This is a genomic window from Mycobacterium sp. 236(2023) (assembly GCF_029623955.1).
GTDB lineage: Bacteria > Actinomycetota > Actinomycetes > Mycobacteriales > Mycobacteriaceae > Mycobacterium.
On sequence record NZ_JARSBP010000008.1, the window covers coordinates 222821 to 241499 of the forward strand.

General features: G+C 67.3%; 18 protein-coding genes. 12 read left to right on the top strand and 6 right to left on the bottom strand.

From position 1 onward, the window contains the following. Window positions 1-3: 3 nt before the first annotated feature. Window positions 4-2436, bottom strand: a complete 2433-nt coding sequence (locus P9A17_RS27745; RefSeq protein ID WP_278041983.1) for a hypothetical protein — start codon at window positions 2434-2436, stop codon at window positions 4-6. 131 nt (window positions 2437-2567) lie between these two features. Here P9A17_RS27745 and P9A17_RS27750 point away from each other — a divergent pair, with 131 nt between their 5' ends. The 10 genes from P9A17_RS27750 to P9A17_RS27795 all read left to right on the top strand — a co-directional run bounded on the left by P9A17_RS27750 (window position 2568) and on the right by P9A17_RS27795 (window position 12084). Beyond that, complete coding sequence (locus P9A17_RS27750) at window positions 2568-4421, top strand: hypothetical protein (protein WP_278041984.1); 1854 nt, start codon at window positions 2568-2570, stop codon at window positions 4419-4421. Beyond that, window positions 4418-4567 (top strand): hypothetical protein, encoded by a 150-nt coding sequence (locus P9A17_RS27755; RefSeq protein WP_278041985.1) that lies wholly within the window; start codon window positions 4418-4420, stop codon window positions 4565-4567. Before P9A17_RS27750 ends, P9A17_RS27755 begins: the two co-directional genes overlap by 4 nt. After that, a complete protein-coding gene (locus P9A17_RS27760; protein ID WP_278041986.1) occupies window positions 4564-4974 on the top strand; it encodes a hypothetical protein in 411 nt (136 codons plus the stop codon). Before P9A17_RS27755 ends, P9A17_RS27760 begins: the two co-directional genes overlap by 4 nt. Beyond that, window positions 4971-6257: a hypothetical protein gene (locus P9A17_RS27765; protein WP_278041987.1), complete on the top strand. Its 1287-nt coding sequence runs from the start codon at window positions 4971-4973 to the stop codon at window positions 6255-6257. The genes P9A17_RS27760 and P9A17_RS27765 overlap by 4 nt, the downstream gene beginning before the upstream one ends. A 10-nt stretch (window positions 6258-6267) precedes the next feature. Then, the gene (locus P9A17_RS27770) at window positions 6268-6945 is read left to right on the top strand and encodes a PAS and ANTAR domain-containing protein (RefSeq protein ID WP_278041988.1); all 678 of its coding nucleotides are present in this window, start codon (window positions 6268-6270) and stop codon (window positions 6943-6945) included. Continuing rightward, the gene (locus P9A17_RS27775) at window positions 6942-7499 is read left to right on the top strand and encodes an isochorismatase family protein (RefSeq protein WP_278041989.1); all 558 of its coding nucleotides are present in this window, start codon (window positions 6942-6944) and stop codon (window positions 7497-7499) included. Before P9A17_RS27770 ends, P9A17_RS27775 begins: the two co-directional genes overlap by 4 nt. Window positions 7500-7602: 103 nt before the next feature. Then, window positions 7603-9765 carry a glycogen debranching protein GlgX gene (glgX, locus tag P9A17_RS27780; RefSeq protein WP_278041990.1) on the top strand — a complete coding sequence of 721 codons (2163 nt, stop codon included), beginning with the start codon at window positions 7603-7605 and terminating at the stop codon, window positions 9763-9765. Between the two features lie 216 nt (window positions 9766-9981). Continuing rightward, the gene (locus P9A17_RS27785; protein ID WP_278041991.1) at window positions 9982-10431 is read left to right on the top strand and encodes a MarR family transcriptional regulator; all 450 of its coding nucleotides are present in this window, start codon (window positions 9982-9984) and stop codon (window positions 10429-10431) included. Next, entirely contained in the window at window positions 10428-11273 is an 846-nt protein-coding gene (locus P9A17_RS27790; protein WP_278041992.1) for an ATP-binding cassette domain-containing protein, read from the top strand. Before P9A17_RS27785 ends, P9A17_RS27790 begins: the two co-directional genes overlap by 4 nt. Beyond that, entirely contained in the window at window positions 11263-12084 is an 822-nt protein-coding gene (locus tag P9A17_RS27795) for an ABC transporter permease (protein ID WP_278041993.1), read from the top strand. Before P9A17_RS27790 ends, P9A17_RS27795 begins: the two co-directional genes overlap by 11 nt. Window positions 12085-12096: 12 nt before the next feature. Here the strand turns inward: P9A17_RS27795 and P9A17_RS27800 are convergent, their stop codons facing one another. Beyond that, window positions 12097-13386 (bottom strand): maltokinase, encoded by a 1290-nt coding sequence (locus tag P9A17_RS27800; protein ID WP_278041994.1) that lies wholly within the window; start codon window positions 13384-13386, stop codon window positions 12097-12099. A 54-nt stretch (window positions 13387-13440) separates the two neighbouring features. Then, window positions 13441-14454, bottom strand: a complete 1014-nt coding sequence (locus P9A17_RS27805) for a hypothetical protein (RefSeq protein ID WP_278041995.1) — start codon at window positions 14452-14454, stop codon at window positions 13441-13443. Window positions 14455-14628: 174 nt separating this feature from the next. Between P9A17_RS27805 and P9A17_RS27810 the strand changes: the two genes are divergently transcribed. Further along, a complete protein-coding gene (locus P9A17_RS27810) occupies window positions 14629-15429 on the top strand; it encodes a DUF2470 domain-containing protein (RefSeq protein WP_278041996.1) in 801 nt (266 codons plus the stop codon). Next, the gene (locus P9A17_RS27815) at window positions 15426-16007 is read left to right on the top strand and encodes an orotate phosphoribosyltransferase (RefSeq protein ID WP_278041997.1); all 582 of its coding nucleotides are present in this window, start codon (window positions 15426-15428) and stop codon (window positions 16005-16007) included. The genes P9A17_RS27810 and P9A17_RS27815 overlap by 4 nt, the downstream gene beginning before the upstream one ends. A 6-nt stretch (window positions 16008-16013) precedes the next feature. Here the strand turns inward: P9A17_RS27815 and P9A17_RS27820 are convergent, their stop codons facing one another. The 3 genes from P9A17_RS27820 to P9A17_RS27830 are packed head-to-tail and all read right to left on the bottom strand — an operon-like array spanning window position 16014 to window position 18672. Continuing rightward, entirely contained in the window at window positions 16014-17048 is a 1035-nt protein-coding gene (locus P9A17_RS27820; protein ID WP_278041998.1) for an ABC transporter ATP-binding protein, read from the bottom strand. Next, window positions 17045-17824 (bottom strand): ABC transporter permease subunit, encoded by a 780-nt coding sequence (locus tag P9A17_RS27825; RefSeq protein WP_278041999.1) that lies wholly within the window; start codon window positions 17822-17824, stop codon window positions 17045-17047. The genes P9A17_RS27820 and P9A17_RS27825 overlap by 4 nt, the downstream gene beginning before the upstream one ends. Continuing rightward, on the bottom strand, window positions 17821-18672 hold the full coding sequence (locus P9A17_RS27830; protein ID WP_278042000.1) for an ABC transporter permease subunit: 852 nt from the start codon (window positions 18670-18672) through the stop codon (window positions 17821-17823). Before P9A17_RS27830 ends, P9A17_RS27825 begins: the two co-directional genes overlap by 4 nt. Between the last annotated feature and the right edge of the window lie 7 nt (window positions 18673-18679).

Sequence of the window (18679 nt, forward strand, 5' to 3'; positions counted from 1 at the left end):
GTGTTACATCCCCTGGAACATCGGCGGTGCGGTCGCACTCGATCCGAGCCCCTCGTCCTTGGGCATCACCTGTCCCTGCAACGCCGTGACCGCCTGAGTGAAATCGTCGCGTTCCCAGAAGCCGCCGTGCCGGCATATCTCACCATCTGGCCGCATCGCATACGGGTCGACAGCTTGCTGAGGAAGGTCGAGGATGCGGCAGTCACCCTTGGCCAACGCATCTGGCATCGACCGAGTCTTGTCCTTGTCGAGGAAGTACACCCAGGCCGGGTCGAATACCCAGCCTCCGATCGGATCGGTGTGTGCCCACAGGTTGATCCACCGTGGGTGGGGACGCAACAGTTGATTTCGCAGCGCCGTCATCGCGGGATACCCGAAGTACGCGGGGAAGTTCCGGGCATACAGGCGCCGCAGAGGAGACCCGAAGGTCAGCAGCGGGTAGAACTCGTCAGCCTCCGTGCACTGCATGAGTGTCGCAGCGGCAATGATGGTGCCCTGGCTGTGGGCCACGAGAACAACCCTGGTGGCCGCTGAACCATCAGGTGCGTTCGTTGTGAGTTCCTTCATCCGGGTCCGGAGATCGTAAACGGTGCGACCGCCGTAGGACGGGAGGGTCAGCGGATGCGTCGACCTCGGCCAGAACGTGACGACATCCCACAGGATGGCGACGACCCTGCGCCGCTCTTTGTTTCGAAATCCCTGTACTGCCAACAGGACCAGGGCAATGACCAGGACGACCGGGGCGCCGAGAATCACCGTCATCCCCAGCCCCGGACGGGGAACGTACCCGGGGAAGCGCGTGAAGAACAACGCCGTCGCGACGAACACAACGAGGCCCACCACGGCGAGGCCGGCGATCAGATTCGGACCCGAATCCGTCAGCGCCGCAAGTGCACGACTGCTGGCGATCGGGTTCCAGACCTCCTTGGGGGCCGCTTTCTCAGCGTCCGGATCGCCCGGGTGAACCCCGTTTGCACGTCGAACCGACCTGCGCCACAGAGCAATTGACCACACAGTCGCAACGGCGATCATGACCGCCATGGCCACCGAGGTCCACAGATACGGCGGCGGGACGATCAGCGGCGTCTCCATATCGGCGGCGTCGAGTTTGTTTTCGAAGCCGCGCTGCGCGCTGGCGAGGATGAGACTGCGCCTGGCGAGTTCCGCAGCGGCTTCCTGACTGGACAACACCAGAGATCCGAGGATCTGTGCCGCCCACGCGCCGACACCGACGCTCAGCGCGCCGCCGAGCAGCCAACCCAAGAGCGCGACGAACGGACCCGTGAATCCCTTGACCGTCGGCGAATAGTCCTCGCCCACCCCCTCGGGTCTGGTGGGCTGCCCGCGAAGCGCCAGCGCGGTACCGGCGAAGGCGACCACGAGCAGCGTGCCCTGCACGGCGAGAAGTGCGTACACGGCCGTCCGCAATCCGGGAAGGTAGGTGGCCGGCGCCCGGTCGGGGATCCCGGCCCAGAACGTAATCCAGATCAGGGTCACCCCGAGACCACCGAGCGCGACCCAGCGCAGCGCCATCAGCACGCCGTGAACCCTCTTGTGCGGAGGTTCGCCTCCGCGGCCCGTCGCTTTGTTCCATCCGGTCGCCGCGACGGCCACGGCCAGGATCGCCGCGTTCACGGTGACGACGAGGATATTGACCGCGCCGGTGATCCCGTCGTGCTGATAGTTGAGCGCGACTGCGCACAGCAGCGCACCCAGAGCCGATGACCACGCGGCGACATGGCAGGCCCGCATCCGCGGGACCGCAGGATCGCGGTTCCAGAAGTTCTCGCACACCAGCGGAGACTTGGCTCCGGGTAGCACCACCGGGTCCGGCGGCAACATGTTTTCTTTCTCGACGAGGCTTGATTCCTCGCGGCCGCGGAACCACAGCACCACGATGACTGCCAGCAGCGGTAGTGAACCCAGGGCCAGTCGAGCCCCACTGCTCAGTTCGGACAGGAAGGTCAGCGGCCCCCAGCCGGCACTGCAGAACGGGAGCGCACCGCACTGCCACACCGCGATGTCGAGCACGGCCACGGCCATCGTCAGCAACAAGGTGAGCGTGAAGGACAGCGCGAGCAACCTCAACGCGGCCACGACGATGAGGGCAGTACGCCGGTGCTTGGTGGGCGGCAGCATCCAGTGCGCAAGGTTGATCAGACTGAAGGGCAGAAGAAGTACCCACAGTGCGCGGCTGGCGCGACGCGATGTCAGCCCTCCCCAGGAATAGGCCTCCATCCGGCGCCGCCACTGGCCCTGGTCCTCCTCGGGGCGACCTGCGGCGTCATCGACCCATCCAGCCCGGCGAAAGAAAGCCGCGTCCCGGTCCCCCTTCTCCAGCTTCAAGAATTCGGATGGGCAATGCAGCATCTGTTCGGGCGGCGTGCCCGACACCCCGTGTACGCGCAGCTCAAAGACAGTTTTCCCCCCGGACATGCCTTCATATTGACGCGACCGGCCGCATTTGGGAAGCGTTCGACAAAACCCGGTACCCCTGGTTTCACCCGGGATGTTTCTGGCAACATTACCGACCGGTAGGTTCGGCCACGCGAAAGCAGGGGGCGGCAATGGAGCAATCTCAGCTGGCGGTATCGGTTCTCGCTCAGCCGGCGGGCAACGAGGGCGGCGGTACAGCCATTCACGAGATCATCGCGTTGACGGCGGCCGGCGGGGTCGTCGCGGCGATCTTGCTGTGGATCGGGTGGATGCACCGCAATCACAAGATCACGTGGCTGACCAGTCTCGCCGACTGGATGGGACACCGGTTCAAACGGCCATCGTGGGTTGCGCTGCCTGTCGCGCTGTTCACGTCGTCGATCATCTGCGCATTGTTCGGCTTCATCTGGGACGTCAGCCTGCACATCGGCAATGGCCGCGACGACGGCGCGCTGGCCAACCCGGCCCACTACTTCATCCTGATCGGCCTGTTCGGCATCTTCGTCGCGGGCTGCACCGCGATGGTTCTGCCGCTCGGCGCCGACGACCGGCCCGGCCCGGCCGCGGTCCGCATCACCGACGACTGGTACGCGCCGGTCGGCGGCATCGTGATGGCCGGTTGCGGCATGTACGCGCTTCTCGGCTTCCCGCTCGATGACATCTGGCACCGCATTTTCGGCCAGGACGTGACGTTGTGGGGCCCGACGCACCTGATGATGATCGGCGGAGCGGGCTTCTCGACACTTGCGGCGGCCTTCCTGGAGTACGAGGGGAAGCGCTCGGTCGCGCCGGACGTTCCGCGCGACGGCATCGGTTTGAAGTTCGTGCTGTACCTCGCGTTCGCCGGCGTCCTGATCGGCGCCTCGGTGTACCAGATCGAATTCGATTTCGGCGTCCCACAGTTTCGGCAGGTCTTCCAGCCGATGCTGATCGCGGCCGCTGCCGCACTGGCGCTGGTGATGGCGCGGATCTTCCTCGGCCGCGGTGCCGCCCTGATCGCGGCGGTCATTGCCATCGGATTGCGCGGCATCGTGGCGTTCCTGGTGGCGCCCGTGCTCGACGCACCGGTCAACTGGTTCCCGCTCTACCTCGGTGCGGCGCTGGTCGTCGAACTCGTCGCGCTGACCCCGTTGCTCAAGCGGCCCATCCTGTTCGGTGCCGTCTCCGGGCTCGGGATCGCCACCTTGGGCCTGTGGATCGAGTCGTTCTGGATCAACGCCGTCTACCCGTTGGCCTGGCCGTCGAGCATCTGGCCCGAGGCGCTCGGGATGGCGATTCCGGTCGCCGTACTCGTCGGCGCCTGCGGGGCGATGGCCGGCATGGTGGTCACCGGCCAGAAGATCCCCGGCCGCAAGCTCGGCGCCGGACTGGTGGCGATGACGGTCCTCGTCATCGGCGTCGCGGCGGCCAACGGCCTGCGCTATGACACGCCGCAGAACGCGACGGCGTCGGTGACGCTGACCGAGGCGCAGGGGCCCGGTGAAGGTCGGTACGTGACCGCCGACGTGCGTTTCAACCCGCCGGACGTCGTCAGCGACAACCCGAACTGGGTGGCCGTGCTGGGCTGGCAGGGCGGTCTGGCCAACCAGACAGGTCAGTTCGTCGATCCGCTGGAAAAGGTCGGCCCCGGTCACTACGTCTCCACCGAGCCGATGCCGGTGTCGGGGACGTGGAAGACGCTGCTGCGTGTCCACGACGGCCGCACGCTGACCGCGGTCCCGATCTACCTCGCGGGCGATCCCGGCATCGGCGCGCAGGAGGTCCCGGCCGAGGCACAGTTCACGCGCCCGTTCGTCTCCGAGATCACCATCCTGCAGCGCGAGCGCAGCCCCGACATCCCGCAGTCGCTGTGGTTGATCGGTTGCCTGGTCGTTCTGTTCTGCACCCTCGCGATGATCGCCGGAATCACCTGGGGCGGTGGCCGGATCAACCGCAGCGAGTCCAGCGGCAGCGAGGCGGAGTTCGAACCGTCCGCTCAGGCATGACCGCCTCACCGGAGGTGGTGATCCTCGCCGACCACCCGATCTGGCTGGCGGTGCCCGCGTTCGCCCCCGCGATCGTCGTCGCCGGCGTGATCGTGTACATCGCCGCCAAGAACCGGCGCAAACCCGACAACGACAGGAAACCGTGAAACTCCCAGCACGACTCCTCGCCATCACGGCAGCGGCAGGGCTTCTCGCCGGCTGCGCGGGATCGAACGAATCTGCGGAGCCCACAGCACAATCCGGCACCGTCGCACCGTCGGAGATGACCGACGCCCAGACACCCCCGGACCGGCTCGTCATCGATGTCGCCATCAAGGGCGGGAAGGTCACCCCGACCAACGAGCAGCTGCAGGCAGGGCTCAACGAGCAGATCGTCATCCGCGTCGACAGCGACGCCGTCGACGAGCTGCACGTCCACTCGTCGCCGGAACACTCCTTCCCGGTCGCCATCGGGCCCGCCCAGTCCTTCCAGTTCAGCGTCGGCGTCCCCGGCCGAGTCGACGTCGAACTGCATGAGTTGCACACCACGATCGCGACGATTCAGGTGCAGTGACGTCACAACTTCTGGCGCACGGCCTCGGCGGTTCGGCGGATCTCCCGATCCCGTTCACCTACGCCCTGATCGGTGCCGCCTGGGCGTTGACGGCCACGTTCGCCGTCGTCGCGCTGGCGTGGCGTAAACCCCGGTTCGACGCGACCCGACCCGGTCGTGCACTGCCCCGGTGGGTCACCGGCGCCGTGGACGCGCCGCTGACCCGATGGCTGCTGGCCGCAGCGGCGCTGCTGCTCACCGCCTGGGTGGCGGTGGCGGCGTTTGTCGGCCCGCAGAATGCCGAAAACCCGCTACCCGGTGTGTTTTACGTACTTCTATGGGTCGGCCTGGTCGCGTTGTCGGTTGTCCTCGGACCGGTGTGGCGGGTGATGTCGCCGGTGCGGGCACTGCACCGCTTCCTCGGCGGCCGCACCCTCGGAATGCGCTACCCCGATGCGCTCGGGTACTGGCCCGCGGCTGCGGGTTTGTTCGCGTTCGTGTGGCTTGAGTTGGCAAGCCCCGACCCGGGATCGCTGTCGGCGATCCGGACCTGGCTCATCGTCTATCTCGTCGTGACGCTGGCGGGAACGTTGGCGTGCGGCTCCCGCTGGTCGGCGCGCGCCGACCCATTCGACGTGTACAGCGTTGTCGCGTCCCGGTTTTCGCTGTTCCGCCGTAACCCGGACGGCCGCATCGCGGTCGGAAATCCGTTCGACACTCTTCTGACCCTGCCGGTGCGGCCCGGCATCGTCGCCGTGTTGTCGGTGCTGCTGGGGTCCACCGCGTTCGACAGCTTTTCGGCCATGCCGCAGATGCGAAGCTGGGTCGACCAAGTGACCGACTCGGCGTTCTCGGCCACGGCGCTTCGCACTGCCGGACTTCTGCTGTTCGTCTGCGTCGTCGGGGCGACATTCAGCTTCGCCGCGCGTTGCACCGGCGGGGTCGATTCCCGAACCCGCCGGGAACTGCCTGGGCTGCTGGCACATTCGCTGATACCTATCGTGCTGGGGTATGTGTTCGCCCACTATCTGACCTACCTCGTGGAGCGTGGCCAGCAGACCGTGTACCGGCTGCTCGGTGTCGCGGATGGCGAAGTGGCCTATGTGTTGTCGATGCACCCGGCGGTCCTGGCGACGTTGAAAGTCGGGTTCGTCCTGTTCGGCCACGTCGCCGGGGTCGTCGCGGCGCACGACCGGGCGCTGGCCGTGCTGCCCGAACGCCACCAGCTCACCGGTCAACTCGCCATGATGCTGGTCATGGTCGGGTACACCTTCACCGGCTTGTACCTGCTGTTCGGCGGCTAGAATCGACGCTGTGACCAGCGAGGATTCACTGGAACAGGCACTCGCGGGCGGGGCACCCGAGCGCGTCGGCTGGTTCCGGTTCTTTTTCGCCGACGAGCGTTGGGAGTGGTCGGAGCAGGCGCAGTTGTTGCACGGCTACGAACCCGGTTCGGTGACACCGACGACCGAGCTGGTGCTGTCCCACAAGCATCCCGAGGACCGTCAGCAGGTCGCCGCCACGCTCGACGAGATGCGTCGCACGCATCGCACCTTCTCGACCCGCCACCGCATCATCGACACCCGCGGTGCCACCCACGAGGTCGTGGTGATCGGTGATCAGCTTCTCGACGACGCCGGCCGCCTGATCGGCACCCACGGGTTCTACGTGGACATGACGCCGACCGACGCCCAGACGACGGCGATGGTGTCCGCCGCGCTGGCCGAGATCACCGAGAACCGCGCGGTCATCGAACAGGTGAAGGGCATGTTGATGCTGATCTACCGGGTCGACGAGCAGACGGCGTTCGAGCTGCTGCGCTGGCGTTCGCAGGACGCGAACGTCAAGTTGCGCCTGCTGGCCGAGCAGTTGCTGAGCGAGTACAGCGAGCTCACCTACGACGAGACCCTGCCGCCTCGCGCGACGTTCGACCATCTCCTGTTGACCGCGCACCAGCGCATCGACCGCGGCGGCGATAGCGTGACGCCATGACCAGAGCACTCATCATCGTCGACGTGCAGAACGACTTCTGCGAGGGCGGTTCGCTCGCTGTCGAGGGCGGCGCAGCGGTGGCCCGCGGGATCAACGATCTTCTGGCCGGCGACCACGGCTATCGACATGTGGTGGCTACCAAGGATTTTCACATCGACCCGGGGTCGCACTTCTCGGCCACCCCCGACTTCGTCGACTCCTGGCCCGTGCACTGTGTCGCCGAGACCAACGGAGCCGAGTTCCATCCCGACCTCGACACGTCGCCGATCGAGGCGGTCTTCAAGAAGGGGCACTATTCGGCGGCCTACAGCGGTTTCGAAGGTGCCGACGACACCGGCGCCGCGTTGGCGGAGTGGCTGCGGGAACGCGACGTCGACGAGGTCGACGTGGTGGGCATCGCGACCGACTACTGCGTGAAGGCGACCGCCGCCGACGCGGTGGCCGCGGGGTTCCGCACCGCGGTGTTGGTGAACCTGACCGCCGGGGTGTCACCGACGTCGTCCGCCGAGGCCGTCGACGCGTTGCGGGCCGCAGGCGTGCGGGTGGCGGGGTAACGCACGAATTTCGGCGGTGTGAGACATCCGACGGTTGCACGGCGGTTCATCTGGGCATCCCCTAGCGTCGTCGACAGGGATTCATCGCTGAGGAGAGTGCTACTTGACCCAGATCGCCAGCTCATCGGACACCGGCATCGTGCTGGAGTTGTGGCCGGGCAAGGCCTACCCCCTGGGGGCCACTTACGACGGCTCCGGAACGAACTTCGCGCTGTTCAGCGAGGCCGCGGAGAAGGTCGAGCTGTGCCTGTTCGACGCCGACGGCGAACAGACCGCGTGCATCACTCTGCCCGAGGTGGACGGCTTCGTGTGGCACGGCTTCATCCCGAACATCGAGCCCGGGCAGCGGTACGGCTACCGCGTGCACGGACCGTACGACCCGGCGGCGGGCTCACGCTGCAACCCGAACAAGCTGCTGCTGGACCCGTACTCGAAGGCCATCGACGGCAAGTTCGACTGGAACCAGTCGCTGTTCTCGTACAACTTCGGTGACCCCGACAGTCGCAACGACGACGACTCGGCGGCGAGCATGCCGAAGTCGGTCGTCATCAACCCGTACTTCGACTGGGGTGTGGACCGCCCGCCGCAGCACGAATACGCCGACACCGTCATCTACGAATCGCACGTCAAGGGCCTCACGCAGACGCACCCCGACATCCCCGAGCAGATCCGGGGAACCTATGCAGCCGTCGCGCACCCGGCGATCATCGACCACCTCAAGAGCCTGGGTGTCAACGCGATCGAGCTGATGCCCGTGCACCACTTCGCCAACGACTCGACGCTGATCGACAAGGGTCTGTCGAACTACTGGGGCTACAACACCATCGGCTTCTTCGCCCCCGACGCGAAGTACAGCTCGAATCCGAATCCGGGCGGGCAGGTGCAGGAGTTCAAGGCGATGGTGCGTGCGCTGCACGAGGCCGGCATCGAGGTCATCCTCGACGTCGTCTACAACCACACCGCCGAGGGCAACCACATGGGCCCGACGCTGTCGATGCGTGGCATCGACAACGCCGCGTACTACCACCTTGTCGACGACGACAAGCGCTACTACATGGACTACACGGGGACCGGCAACAGCCTCAACGTGAGCCATCCGCACACATTGCAGCTGCTCATGGACTCCTTGCGGTACTGGGTGACCGAGATGCACGTCGACGGGTTCCGGTTCGACCTGGCCTCGACGCTGGCCCGCGAGTTCTACGAGGTGGACCGGCTGGCCACGTTCTTCGAACTCGTGCAGCAGGACCCGACAGTCAGCCAGGTCAAGCTCATCGCCGAGCCGTGGGATGTCGGGCCGGGCGGCTATCAGGTGGGCAATTTCCCGCCGCAGTGGACGGAGTGGAACGGCAAGTACCGCGACACCGTGCGCGACTTCTGGCGCGGCGAACCGGCCACGCTCGACGAGTTCGCCTACCGCCTCACCGGGTCGGCCGACCTGTACGAGCACACGGCGCGGCGCCCGGTGGCGTCGATCAACTTCGTCATCGCGCACGACGGGTTCACACTGCGCGACCTGGTGTCCTACAACGAGAAGCACAACGAGGACAACGGCGAGGACAACAACGACGGCGAGAGCCACAACCGGTCGTGGAACTGCGGCGCCGAAGGCCCCACCGACGATCCGGAGATTCTCGAGCTGCGTTCCCGGCAGGAACGCAACTTCATGACCACGCTGCTGCTGTCCCAGGGCGTGCCGATGATCTGTCACGGCGACGAACTGGGCCGCACCCAGGGTGGCAACAACAACGGCTACTGCCAGGACAACGAGATCACCTGGATCGACTGGTCCAACGTGGACGAAGGCCTGCTGGAGTTCACCCGATCGGTGTCGAAGTTGCGCGCCGACCACCCGGTGTTCCGGCGTAGGCGGTTCTTCAGCGGGAAGCCGCTCGGACGCCGCGGTCAGGCCGGCCTGCCCGACATCTCCTGGTTCACCCCCGAGGGTGCAGAGATGACGGGCGAGGACTGGGGCTCCGGTTTCGCGAAATCGGTGGCGGTCTACCTCAACGGCCACGGCATCCCGGATATGGACTCCCGAGGTCAGCGGGTGGTCGACGATTCGTTCGTCCTGTGCTTCAACGCCCACTACGAACCGATCGACTTCACGCTTCCGCCGAAGGAGTTCGGCAGCGCATGGCAGCCGGTGATCTACACGGTCGACGGTGCGGTCATCGAGGGGTCGCGGCCCCTGCCTGCGGAAGCCAAACTTTCGGTGGAGGCCCGCGCGGTGATGGTGCTGCGCGCCGCGGCATCAAACACGTGACTGAAAACTGTTGTGCGACACCACGCTTAGCTGCTCAGTTAACCCGGATTTTACGGGCGCCTGTGTTAGCTTGAACCTGCTGCCGCAACCGTGGCCGCACCGGCCGGGCGGGCCGGGTGTAGGAGCCGAAGAGCGGCGGCGACCTACCGAGTGGCCACGGTTGCCAGCTCATGGGTCGCCGACAAACAACCTCTGTTACAGAGTTATTGTGGGGTGGTGGACACCTCCACCGATCTCGCCGGCCGGCTCTTCAGCGTCGTCGGCCGATTCCGTCGGCAGATGCGCCGCACCACACGGCCGGGTTTCGACGGCACGGGCCTCACGCAATCCCAGGTGGAGCTGTTGCGCCTCGTCGGCAGGCAGCCCGGCATCTCGGTGCGCGAGGCCGCGACGGAGCTCGCGCTGGTGCCCAACACCGCCTCGACACTGGTCTCGAAACTCGTCGGCGACGGATTCCTGGTCCGCACCGTCGACCCCGACGACCGCAGGGTCGGCCGGCTGCACCTGACCGAACCCGCCCAGCAGATCGCCGACGAGTCCCGGGCGGCACGCCGCGAAGCCCTGGCCGCCGTACTCGACGAACTCGACGCCCGCGATCGCGACGATCTCGCCCGCGGATTGGAGGTCCTGGCCCGCATGACCCGGATGTTGCAGGAGGCGCCGTGACTCAGTCCCCCGACACGAGCCTGGCCATCGACTGCCAGAACCTGACCCACCGCTACGGCGACTTCACCGCCGTCGACGATCTGACCCTGCAGGTGCACTCCGGCGAGACCGTCGGACTGCTCGGCCCCAACGGGGCGGGTAAGACGACGGTCGTGCGTGTGCTCACCACGCTGACGCCCGTCCAGGACGGCCGGGTGTCGATCTTCGGGATGGACTCCAAACGCCGCACCATGGATATCCGGCACAACATTGGCTATGTGCCTCAACAACTTTCGATCGAGTCCGCGTTGACGGGCCGCCAGAACGTCGAGCTGTTCGCCAGGCTGTACGACGTGCCACGCACTGCCCGGCGGGCCCGTGTCGACGACGCACTGGACGCGATGCAACTACTCGAAGTCGCCGACGAACCCGCGAGCACCTACTCCGGTGGCATGGTGCGCCGCCTCGAGCTCGCTCAGGCGCTGGTGAACCAGCCGTCGCTGCTGATCCTCGACGAGCCCACCGTCGGGCTCGATCCGATCGCGCGCGAGAGCGTGTGGACGCAGGTGCGCAGCATGCAGGACGAGTTCGGGATGACAGTGCTGCTCACCACGCACTACATGGAGGAGGCCGACGTGCTGTGCGACCGCGTCGCGCTGATGGACCACGGCCGGCTGCAGGTCGTCGGCACGCCCACCGACCTCAAACGCCAGATCACTGTTGACCAACAGCGCGAAGACGGCCACGACGCCACGCTCGAAGACGTGTTCCGCCATTACGCCGGTGCCGATCTCACCGGGGAGACCCGGGAGAACCTGCGTGCCGTGCGGGCGAGCAGACGGACGGCACGCCGTGTCAGTTGAACCCAGAACAGAGGCCGAGCTCGTCTACGCCCCGCGGGGATTGCGAAGGATCCGCGGGACGGCCGTACGCATCGGGGCCTTCGCGCTCGTGGAGATGCAGAAGCTGCGCCGCGACCGCACCGAGTTGCTCACCCGGATGGTGCAGCCCGCGCTGTGGCTGCTGATCTTCGGGCAGACGTTCTCGCAACTGCGCGTCATCGACACCGGCGAGGTCCCGTATCTGGCTTTTCTGGCGCCCGGCATCATCGCCCAGTCCGCGCTGTTCATCTCGATCTTCTATGGAATCCAGATCGTCTGGGATCGCGACGCAGGCATCCTGGCCAAGCTGATGGTCACCCCCGCGCCCGCGTCGGCGATCGTGACCGGCAAGGCATTCGCCGCCGGCGTCCGTTCGGTCGTGCAGGTGATCGGCGTGGTCGCGCTCGCGTTCGTGCTCGGAGTGCACCTGACCGCGAACCCGCTGAAGATCCTCGGCGCGATGGGCGTCGTCGTCCTCGGCTCGGCCTTCTTCGCCTGTTTGTCGATGGCGCTGGCCGGGCTCGTCCGCAACCGCGACCGGCTGATGGGTATCGGTCAGGCCATCACGATGCCGCTGTTCTTCGCGTCCAATGCGCTCTATCCCGTGGACGTGATGCCGCAATGGCTGCGCTGGCTGTCGGCGGTGAACCCGCTGTCCTATGAGGTCAACGCGCTCCGCGGGTTGTTGATCGGCACCCCGGCGAACGGGCTCCTCGACGTCGCCGTGCTGGTGGTCGCCGCAGTGCTCGGCATCGCGGTGGCGTCGGCGCTGCTTCGCGGTATGGTTCGCTAGGCCGCTGGTTCGCTAAACAGCCAGGATGCGCTGGATCGACCGCATCGGGATGGGCAGCCACGACGGCCGGAACCTCGCCTCGTACGCAGCTTCGTAGACGGCCTTGTCCAGTTCGTAGGCGGCCAGCACGTCCGCGGAGTGCCGCGGGTCGGCACCGGCGACCGCCGCGTAGCCGTCGCAGAACGCGGCGCAGTTGCGGTCTACCCATGTCTGCGCCTGCTGCGCGTGCGCCGGATCGGGGTCCTGGTAGGCGGCGTACTCGTAGGACCGCAGCACCCCCGCAACGTCGCGCAACGGTGAATCCGGCCGGCGTCGCTCGTCGAGAGGCTGGCCGGGTTCGCCCTCGAAGTCGATGAGCAGCCAGTTCTCGGGTGTGCGCAGCACCTGCCCGAGGTGCAGATCGCCGTGCACGCGGTGCACACCGATCGTGGTGCCCGCGAGCCGCCGGTACCGCTCCTCCACCAGCGCGGCGTGCCCTTCGAGCACCGGCGCGGCCTGCACCGCCGCCGCCAGCCGCTCGAGCGCCGTGTCGACGGGGAACTGCGCCTCGGAGGCGCCCAGGCTGTCGGCCAGCGTGGCGTGCACCGACGCCACCGCCTCGCCGAGCCGGTAGGACTCGCCGGCGAAATCGCTGCCCACCTGGTTGGCGTACAGGTCGCGGGTGCTTGCGGTCGCCATGTCCCAGCCCTCGGCGCTGTTGGCGGCGAATGCGGTGACCATGCCGAGCGCGCAAGGCTCGGAACCTGCCCCCTCCCAAGAGGTTTCGTAGGAGCCGAGCAGGCTGGCGACATGCGGGTTGCCCGCCCGGGCGAGCACCCGGTTCAGCTCGATGTCGGGGTTGATGCCGGGAGTGACCCGGCGAAAGACCTTGAACATCGCGTCTTTTCCGAAGATCACGCTGGTGTTGCTCTGCTCGGCGCCGGATACCTTCGGTGGCGCGTTCACCGGGAGGGTGACACCCGGCTCCTTGCTGAACGTCAATCCGGCCACCGTCTCCGACGTGTCCATCAGAGCGATCAGGCGTTGGGCTGCCTGCGGATTGAAGAGCGCGTCGTACGCCACCCGCCCGCCGTCGGCGCCGATCACCGCAGCCTCGGGATAGCCGTCGACCGGCCCGTCCTCCCAGAGGACGAGAACCTGGTACCGCTCGGTGAATCCGTCGGTGTAGGTGACGTCGAGCAGGACGTGCTCGAGATCGTCACCCAGAGGTGTCACCCCGACCGGCTCGGCCGACGCGAGTTGACGGTTCCGGCCGGCGTACCAGCGCCGGTGCAGGATCCAATCGCCGAATGCCAGCGTCATGCTGTGGAACCTACCCAGGTGGGCCGGAAAACAATCAGGGTGCGATCGCGCGGATCACGGTAGGAAGCGCTCGGCGCCCGCCGTCCGGACGAAGCGCGCGCTGTTGGCTTGCCGGTATCCGATCATCCCGCCGCTGAACGTGAGGAACAGCAGGCCTGCCACTCCGGGCAGCGCCACCGCGGCGATCTCGGCCACCGTCGGGCTCGTCATACCGCGCGAATAGGCGCCGGCGCGCGGCGACTGGCCGCCGGCCGCGGTGGCGGGCAGCGGCGCGGTTGCTCCAGGTGTCGGCGGGACCGAGCCGCGGATGGTGGGGGTCCGCACCCCAGCGGCGCCGGGCGCGGTGACGCCCGGAGCGGGTGCGACGCCCGCTGGAGTGGTCGGGACCTTGGTTGGGCGGCCTGCGATCGTGCTCGACCTCGGCACGGTCACCAACGGGGCGCGGAACACGACCGGCTCCGCGATCGGCGAGCCGCCGCCACCACCGCCCCCTGCGCCCGGGACGCCGCCGGTCACGGTGCCCGTACCGGCGTCGGCGACAGGCACTTCCTCCTGCGTCCGGAACTGCGGGCCGGGCGCCGGCGCGGGTGCGGGAACGACGCCGAGCGCCCTGATGAACTCTCCGAGCGTCGGCACGGGTATCACCAGGGTGGTGTAGAAGCTGGACACCGTGGGCCAGCTGCCTGCCGGGATCTCCCCGGCGGCCGGCAAACGGAGCCACGGAAGCTTGATCGAGTTGGAGTAGACCGGGGCTGGCGCCGGGGGCGGTGCGGGCGCAGGCTCCTGCACATCGCGGCCGCCGGTATCGCCACCGCGGGCCGGCTCGGGCTCGGGTTCGCTGCTGCGCACGACCTCTTCGGGCGGATCCTCGGCAGGCAACCTGTCGGGCTCCGGCGTTTCCTCGGGCGCTTCGGGTTCGTCGGGTTCGTTCGGAACGGCCTCGCCGGACCCGGACTCGTCCGACCCGTCTCCGGTGTCGCCGCCGGGATCCGGCGAATCCTGGCTGGTGCTGTCGGGGTCCCCCGGGTCTGCGAAGACGGGTGTCGCGGCAGGACCGCCACCGAACATCAACGTCACTATCAGCGCGCCAGCAACTGCGCAGGAACGCAGCGCAGGCCTGACCATGGTGCACCCGATTCGGGAAGTTCTCTTGCTGGACTGGGGATGAAGCCTCCGCAATTCTAGAACATCCGCACAAACCGCAGACTGCGATCGCAACCTCGAACCGGATAGGGTGCCGACGTGACTCGTGATCATGGCGACCCAGGTGACGCGCCCACCGTCCCGCCACCGCTGACCGAACCGGCAAACACCGTGCGTCCGTCGGCCGCCGAGGAGGCCCGCACGATCGCCGCGTCGACCAACAACGGCACGCTGGCAACGCTGACCGCCGATGGTGACCCGTGGGCGTCGTTCGTCACGTACGGACTTCTCGGCGGCGCACCGGTGCTGTGCGTGTCCAATCTCGCCGAGCACGGCCGAAACCTCTCGGGGGATCCGCGGGCGAGCATCGCGATCGTCGCACCGGCCACCGAATCCGACCCGCTCGCCAATGCCAGGATCACCCTCGCCGGCCACGTCGAATCGCCCACCGGCGCCGAACGCGACGCCGCGCGGGAGGCTCATCTGGCAGCCGTCGCCGCGGCGAAGTACTACATCGACTACAGCGACTTCTCCCTCTGGGTCCTGCGGGTCACCCGGGTGCGCTGGGTGGGCGGTTACGGCCGCATGGACTCCACGAGCGGGGACGCGTACTCCGCGGCCGAACCCGACCCGGTGACACCGCGATCCGCGGGCGCGGTCACCCACCTCAACGACGATCACGCCGATTCGCTTGCCGCGATGGCCCGCACTCTCGGCGGATACCCCGACACGACCGCGGCCACCTGCACCGGCGCCGACCGCTACGGACTCGATCTGCGCCTGACCACCGACCGCGGTCTGGCCTACACCCGGATCGGCTACGCCAGCCCCATCGATTCGATCGACGAATTGCGTTCGGCGACGGTCGAGTTGGCACGTCGGGCGCGTGAAATAGGATGACGGGCGTGTCCGACGACCGCTCCCCGACCTGGCAAGCCGCATTCGACCTGATCCGCACCCGGGGTCACGAACGCCGCGAAGAGCCGTTCAAGCTTGTCAGCGGTCAGCTCAGCCATGACTACATCGACGGCAAGTACGCCGTCGACACCGGGGAACGGCTGACCATCGTGTCGAAGGCCGTCGCCGATCTCGCCGCCGCCAACGGCATCGAGTTCGACGCCGTCGGCGGCCTGACGATGGGCGCCGACCCGCTGGCCCACGGCGTGGCAATGGTGACGGGCAAGGCCTGGTTCTCGGTGCGCAAGGAGCAGAAGAAGCGCGGACGCGAACAGTGGGTCGAGGGCACCCGACTCGAAGCGGGCATGAAGGTGCTGCTCGTCGACGACGTGATCAGCACCGGCGGATCGACCGAGCTCGCGCTGGAACGGATTGCCCCGCTCGGCGTCGTCGTCACCGGCGTCATCCCGATGGTCGACCGCGGCGACATCGCCACCGGCCGCTTCGCCAAGCGCAACATACCGTTTCACGCGCTCGTGACGTACCGCGACCTCGGCATCGAGCCCGTCAAGGATGTCTGAGGACGTCTAGGCGCGAGTGACGAGCACCCCGCCGGATTCGAGGCCGACGGTGACCGCGTCACCCGCCGAGAACCTGCGCGCCGCCGCGCTCGCCATCTGAGCGCTGACCGCAGATCCGTCGGCCAGCGTCACGTTGACCCGGGAGATCGCCCCGAGGAACGACACCGACGCGACGGTCGCGGTCCCGCCGGGGGTCACGGTGACGGATTCCGGCCGTACCATCGCCACCCCGTCACCGTCGACGGAGCCGGCGAGTGCGGGCACCGACGTGCCCAGCAGGTGCGCCGTTCCGCCCGAAACCTCTGCGGGCACTTTGTTGTTCAGCCCCACGAAGTCCGCGACGAACGGGGTGGCCGGGTTGGCGTAGAGCTCGGCGGGGGCGGCGAGTTGCTCGAGCCTGCCCTGACTCATCACCCCCACGCGGTCGGCGACGGCCAGCGCCTCCTCCTGGTCGTGGGTGACGAACAGCGTCGTCGTCCCGACCTCGAGCTGGACCCGCCGGATCTCGTCGCGCAACTGGGTGCGCACCTTCGCGTCCAGCGCCGACAACGGCTCGTCGAGGAGCAGCACGCGCGGCTGGATGGCCAGCGCCCTGGCCAGCGCGACCCGCTGCTGTTGGCCGCCGGAGAGCTCGTTGGCGTACTTGGACTTGTGCTCTGCCAGGCCGACCAGGTCGAGCATGTCCGCAGCCCGGGAAAGCCTGTCCTGCTTGCCTTTTCCGCGCATCTTCAATCCGAACGCGACGTTGTCGAGCACCGTCAGATGCGGGAACAGGCTGTAGGCCTGGAACACCATGCCCATATCGCGTTTGTTCGCCGGGACCGTGCTGACGTCGACGCCGCCCACCGACACCGTCCCCGACGTCGCCTCGTCGAGGCCGGCAAGGATGCGTAACGCCGTCGTCTTTCCGCAGCCTGACGGCCCGAGCAGCGCGACCATCTCACCCGGCTCGATGTGCAGGGTCAGCCCGTCCAGTGCGCGGGCCGTCCCGAACACGCGCGTCAACTCGGTCAGCTGCACAGCCACACCCGCATTGCTCACGTCGTCACTCCTGGGGTTCGTCGGCGATTGCGTCCGCGGGTCACCAGCGACAGGATCAACAGCAGCGCGAAGCCGAAGAGCAGTGTGGCCAGTGAGGCCGCCACGGACGTCGGGCCGTCGCTCTTGCCGATCAGCACGATCTGAACCTGCAGGGTCTCGTACCCGGACAGCGACGCGATGGTGTACTCACCGAGCACCACCGCAATGGAAATGAAAGCGGCCGAAAGGATTCCCGACCAGATGTTGGGGACCACCACCCGCGTGATCGTGGTCAGCCACCCTGCGCCCAGCGACCTGGCGGCCTCCGACAGCGTCTGCAGGTCGATGGCCGACAGCGCTGCGTCGATCGCGCGATACGCGAACGGCAGCACCACGATGACGTAGACGAACGTCAGCGTCAGCGCGGATTCGCCGAGGAAGTACGTCACCCACAGATAGACGTTGCGCAGACCGACGACGATGACGAGCGCCGGGATCGTCAAAGGAAGCAGGCAGAGGAATTCGACCAGCCGCTTGGCATAGGGCGTACGCAGCCGCACCCAGATCATCGTCGGCACCAGCAGGACCAGCATCGCGACGACGGTGAACACCGCGAGCAGCAGCGACACCACGATCGACTGGTACAGCGCCTCGTCGGACACCAGGTTCGCCCACGCCCGCCAGGTCCTGCCCTCCCCCAACAGATTCCGGGTGCAGAAGTCGGCCATGGCATAGAGCGGGAACAGAAAGAACAGGCCGAACATCACCCAGAGTGCCCCGCGCACAGCTGTTCTCATGACAGCCACCGGGAGCTGCGCCGCACCAGAAGGTTGTAGGCGACCATGACCACCGCCACCACGACGATCATCTCCAGTGCCAGTGCGTACGCGAATCCGGCCTGCCCGAGCACCACCTCGCTGACCAGGGAGGCGCGGATCAGCAGCGGCAGGATGGGGCTGCCCTGGCTGACCAGGGCGGCGGCGGTGGCATAGGCGGCAAAGGCGTTGGCGAACAACAGCAGTGCCGAACCCAGGAAAGCAGGGGTCAGCAGCGGGATGGCCACCTCGCGCCAGTACGCGAACGTCGAGGCACCGAGGCTGACGGCCGCCTCGCGCCATTGCTCGCGCAGACCTTCCAGCGCCGGGACGAACACGATGACCATCAGCGGGATCTGGAAGTAGGTGTACACGAGGATCAGACCTGCGAGGCTGTACAGCCAGCCTGACCCGGCCAGGTTGAACCCGAACATCTGCTGCACCCACAGCGTCAGCACACCGTTGAGCCCGACGGTCGCCAGGAACGCGAAAGCCAGTGCGACACCGCCGAACTGCGCCAGCACACTGCACAGCGACAGCACCGCGCGGCGCAACATCGACGTCGGCGGGCTGCTGACGATCAGCCACGCCATCACCGCCCCGAGAAACGCACCGATCAGGGCCGTCGCGCCGGAGAGCACCACGCTGCTGGCCAGCGCGGACAGCGCAGTGCCGGTGAACAGCGCCGCGATGCGATCCAGCGAGAAGACGCCGTCGATGTACACCGAACTGACCACGACCGTGACCGTCGGGATGATCAGGAAGATCACCACGACGATCAGGAAGGGCAGCAGCGGGAGTGCCTCTTTCAGCCGCTTCGCGACTTTCACAGGTGAT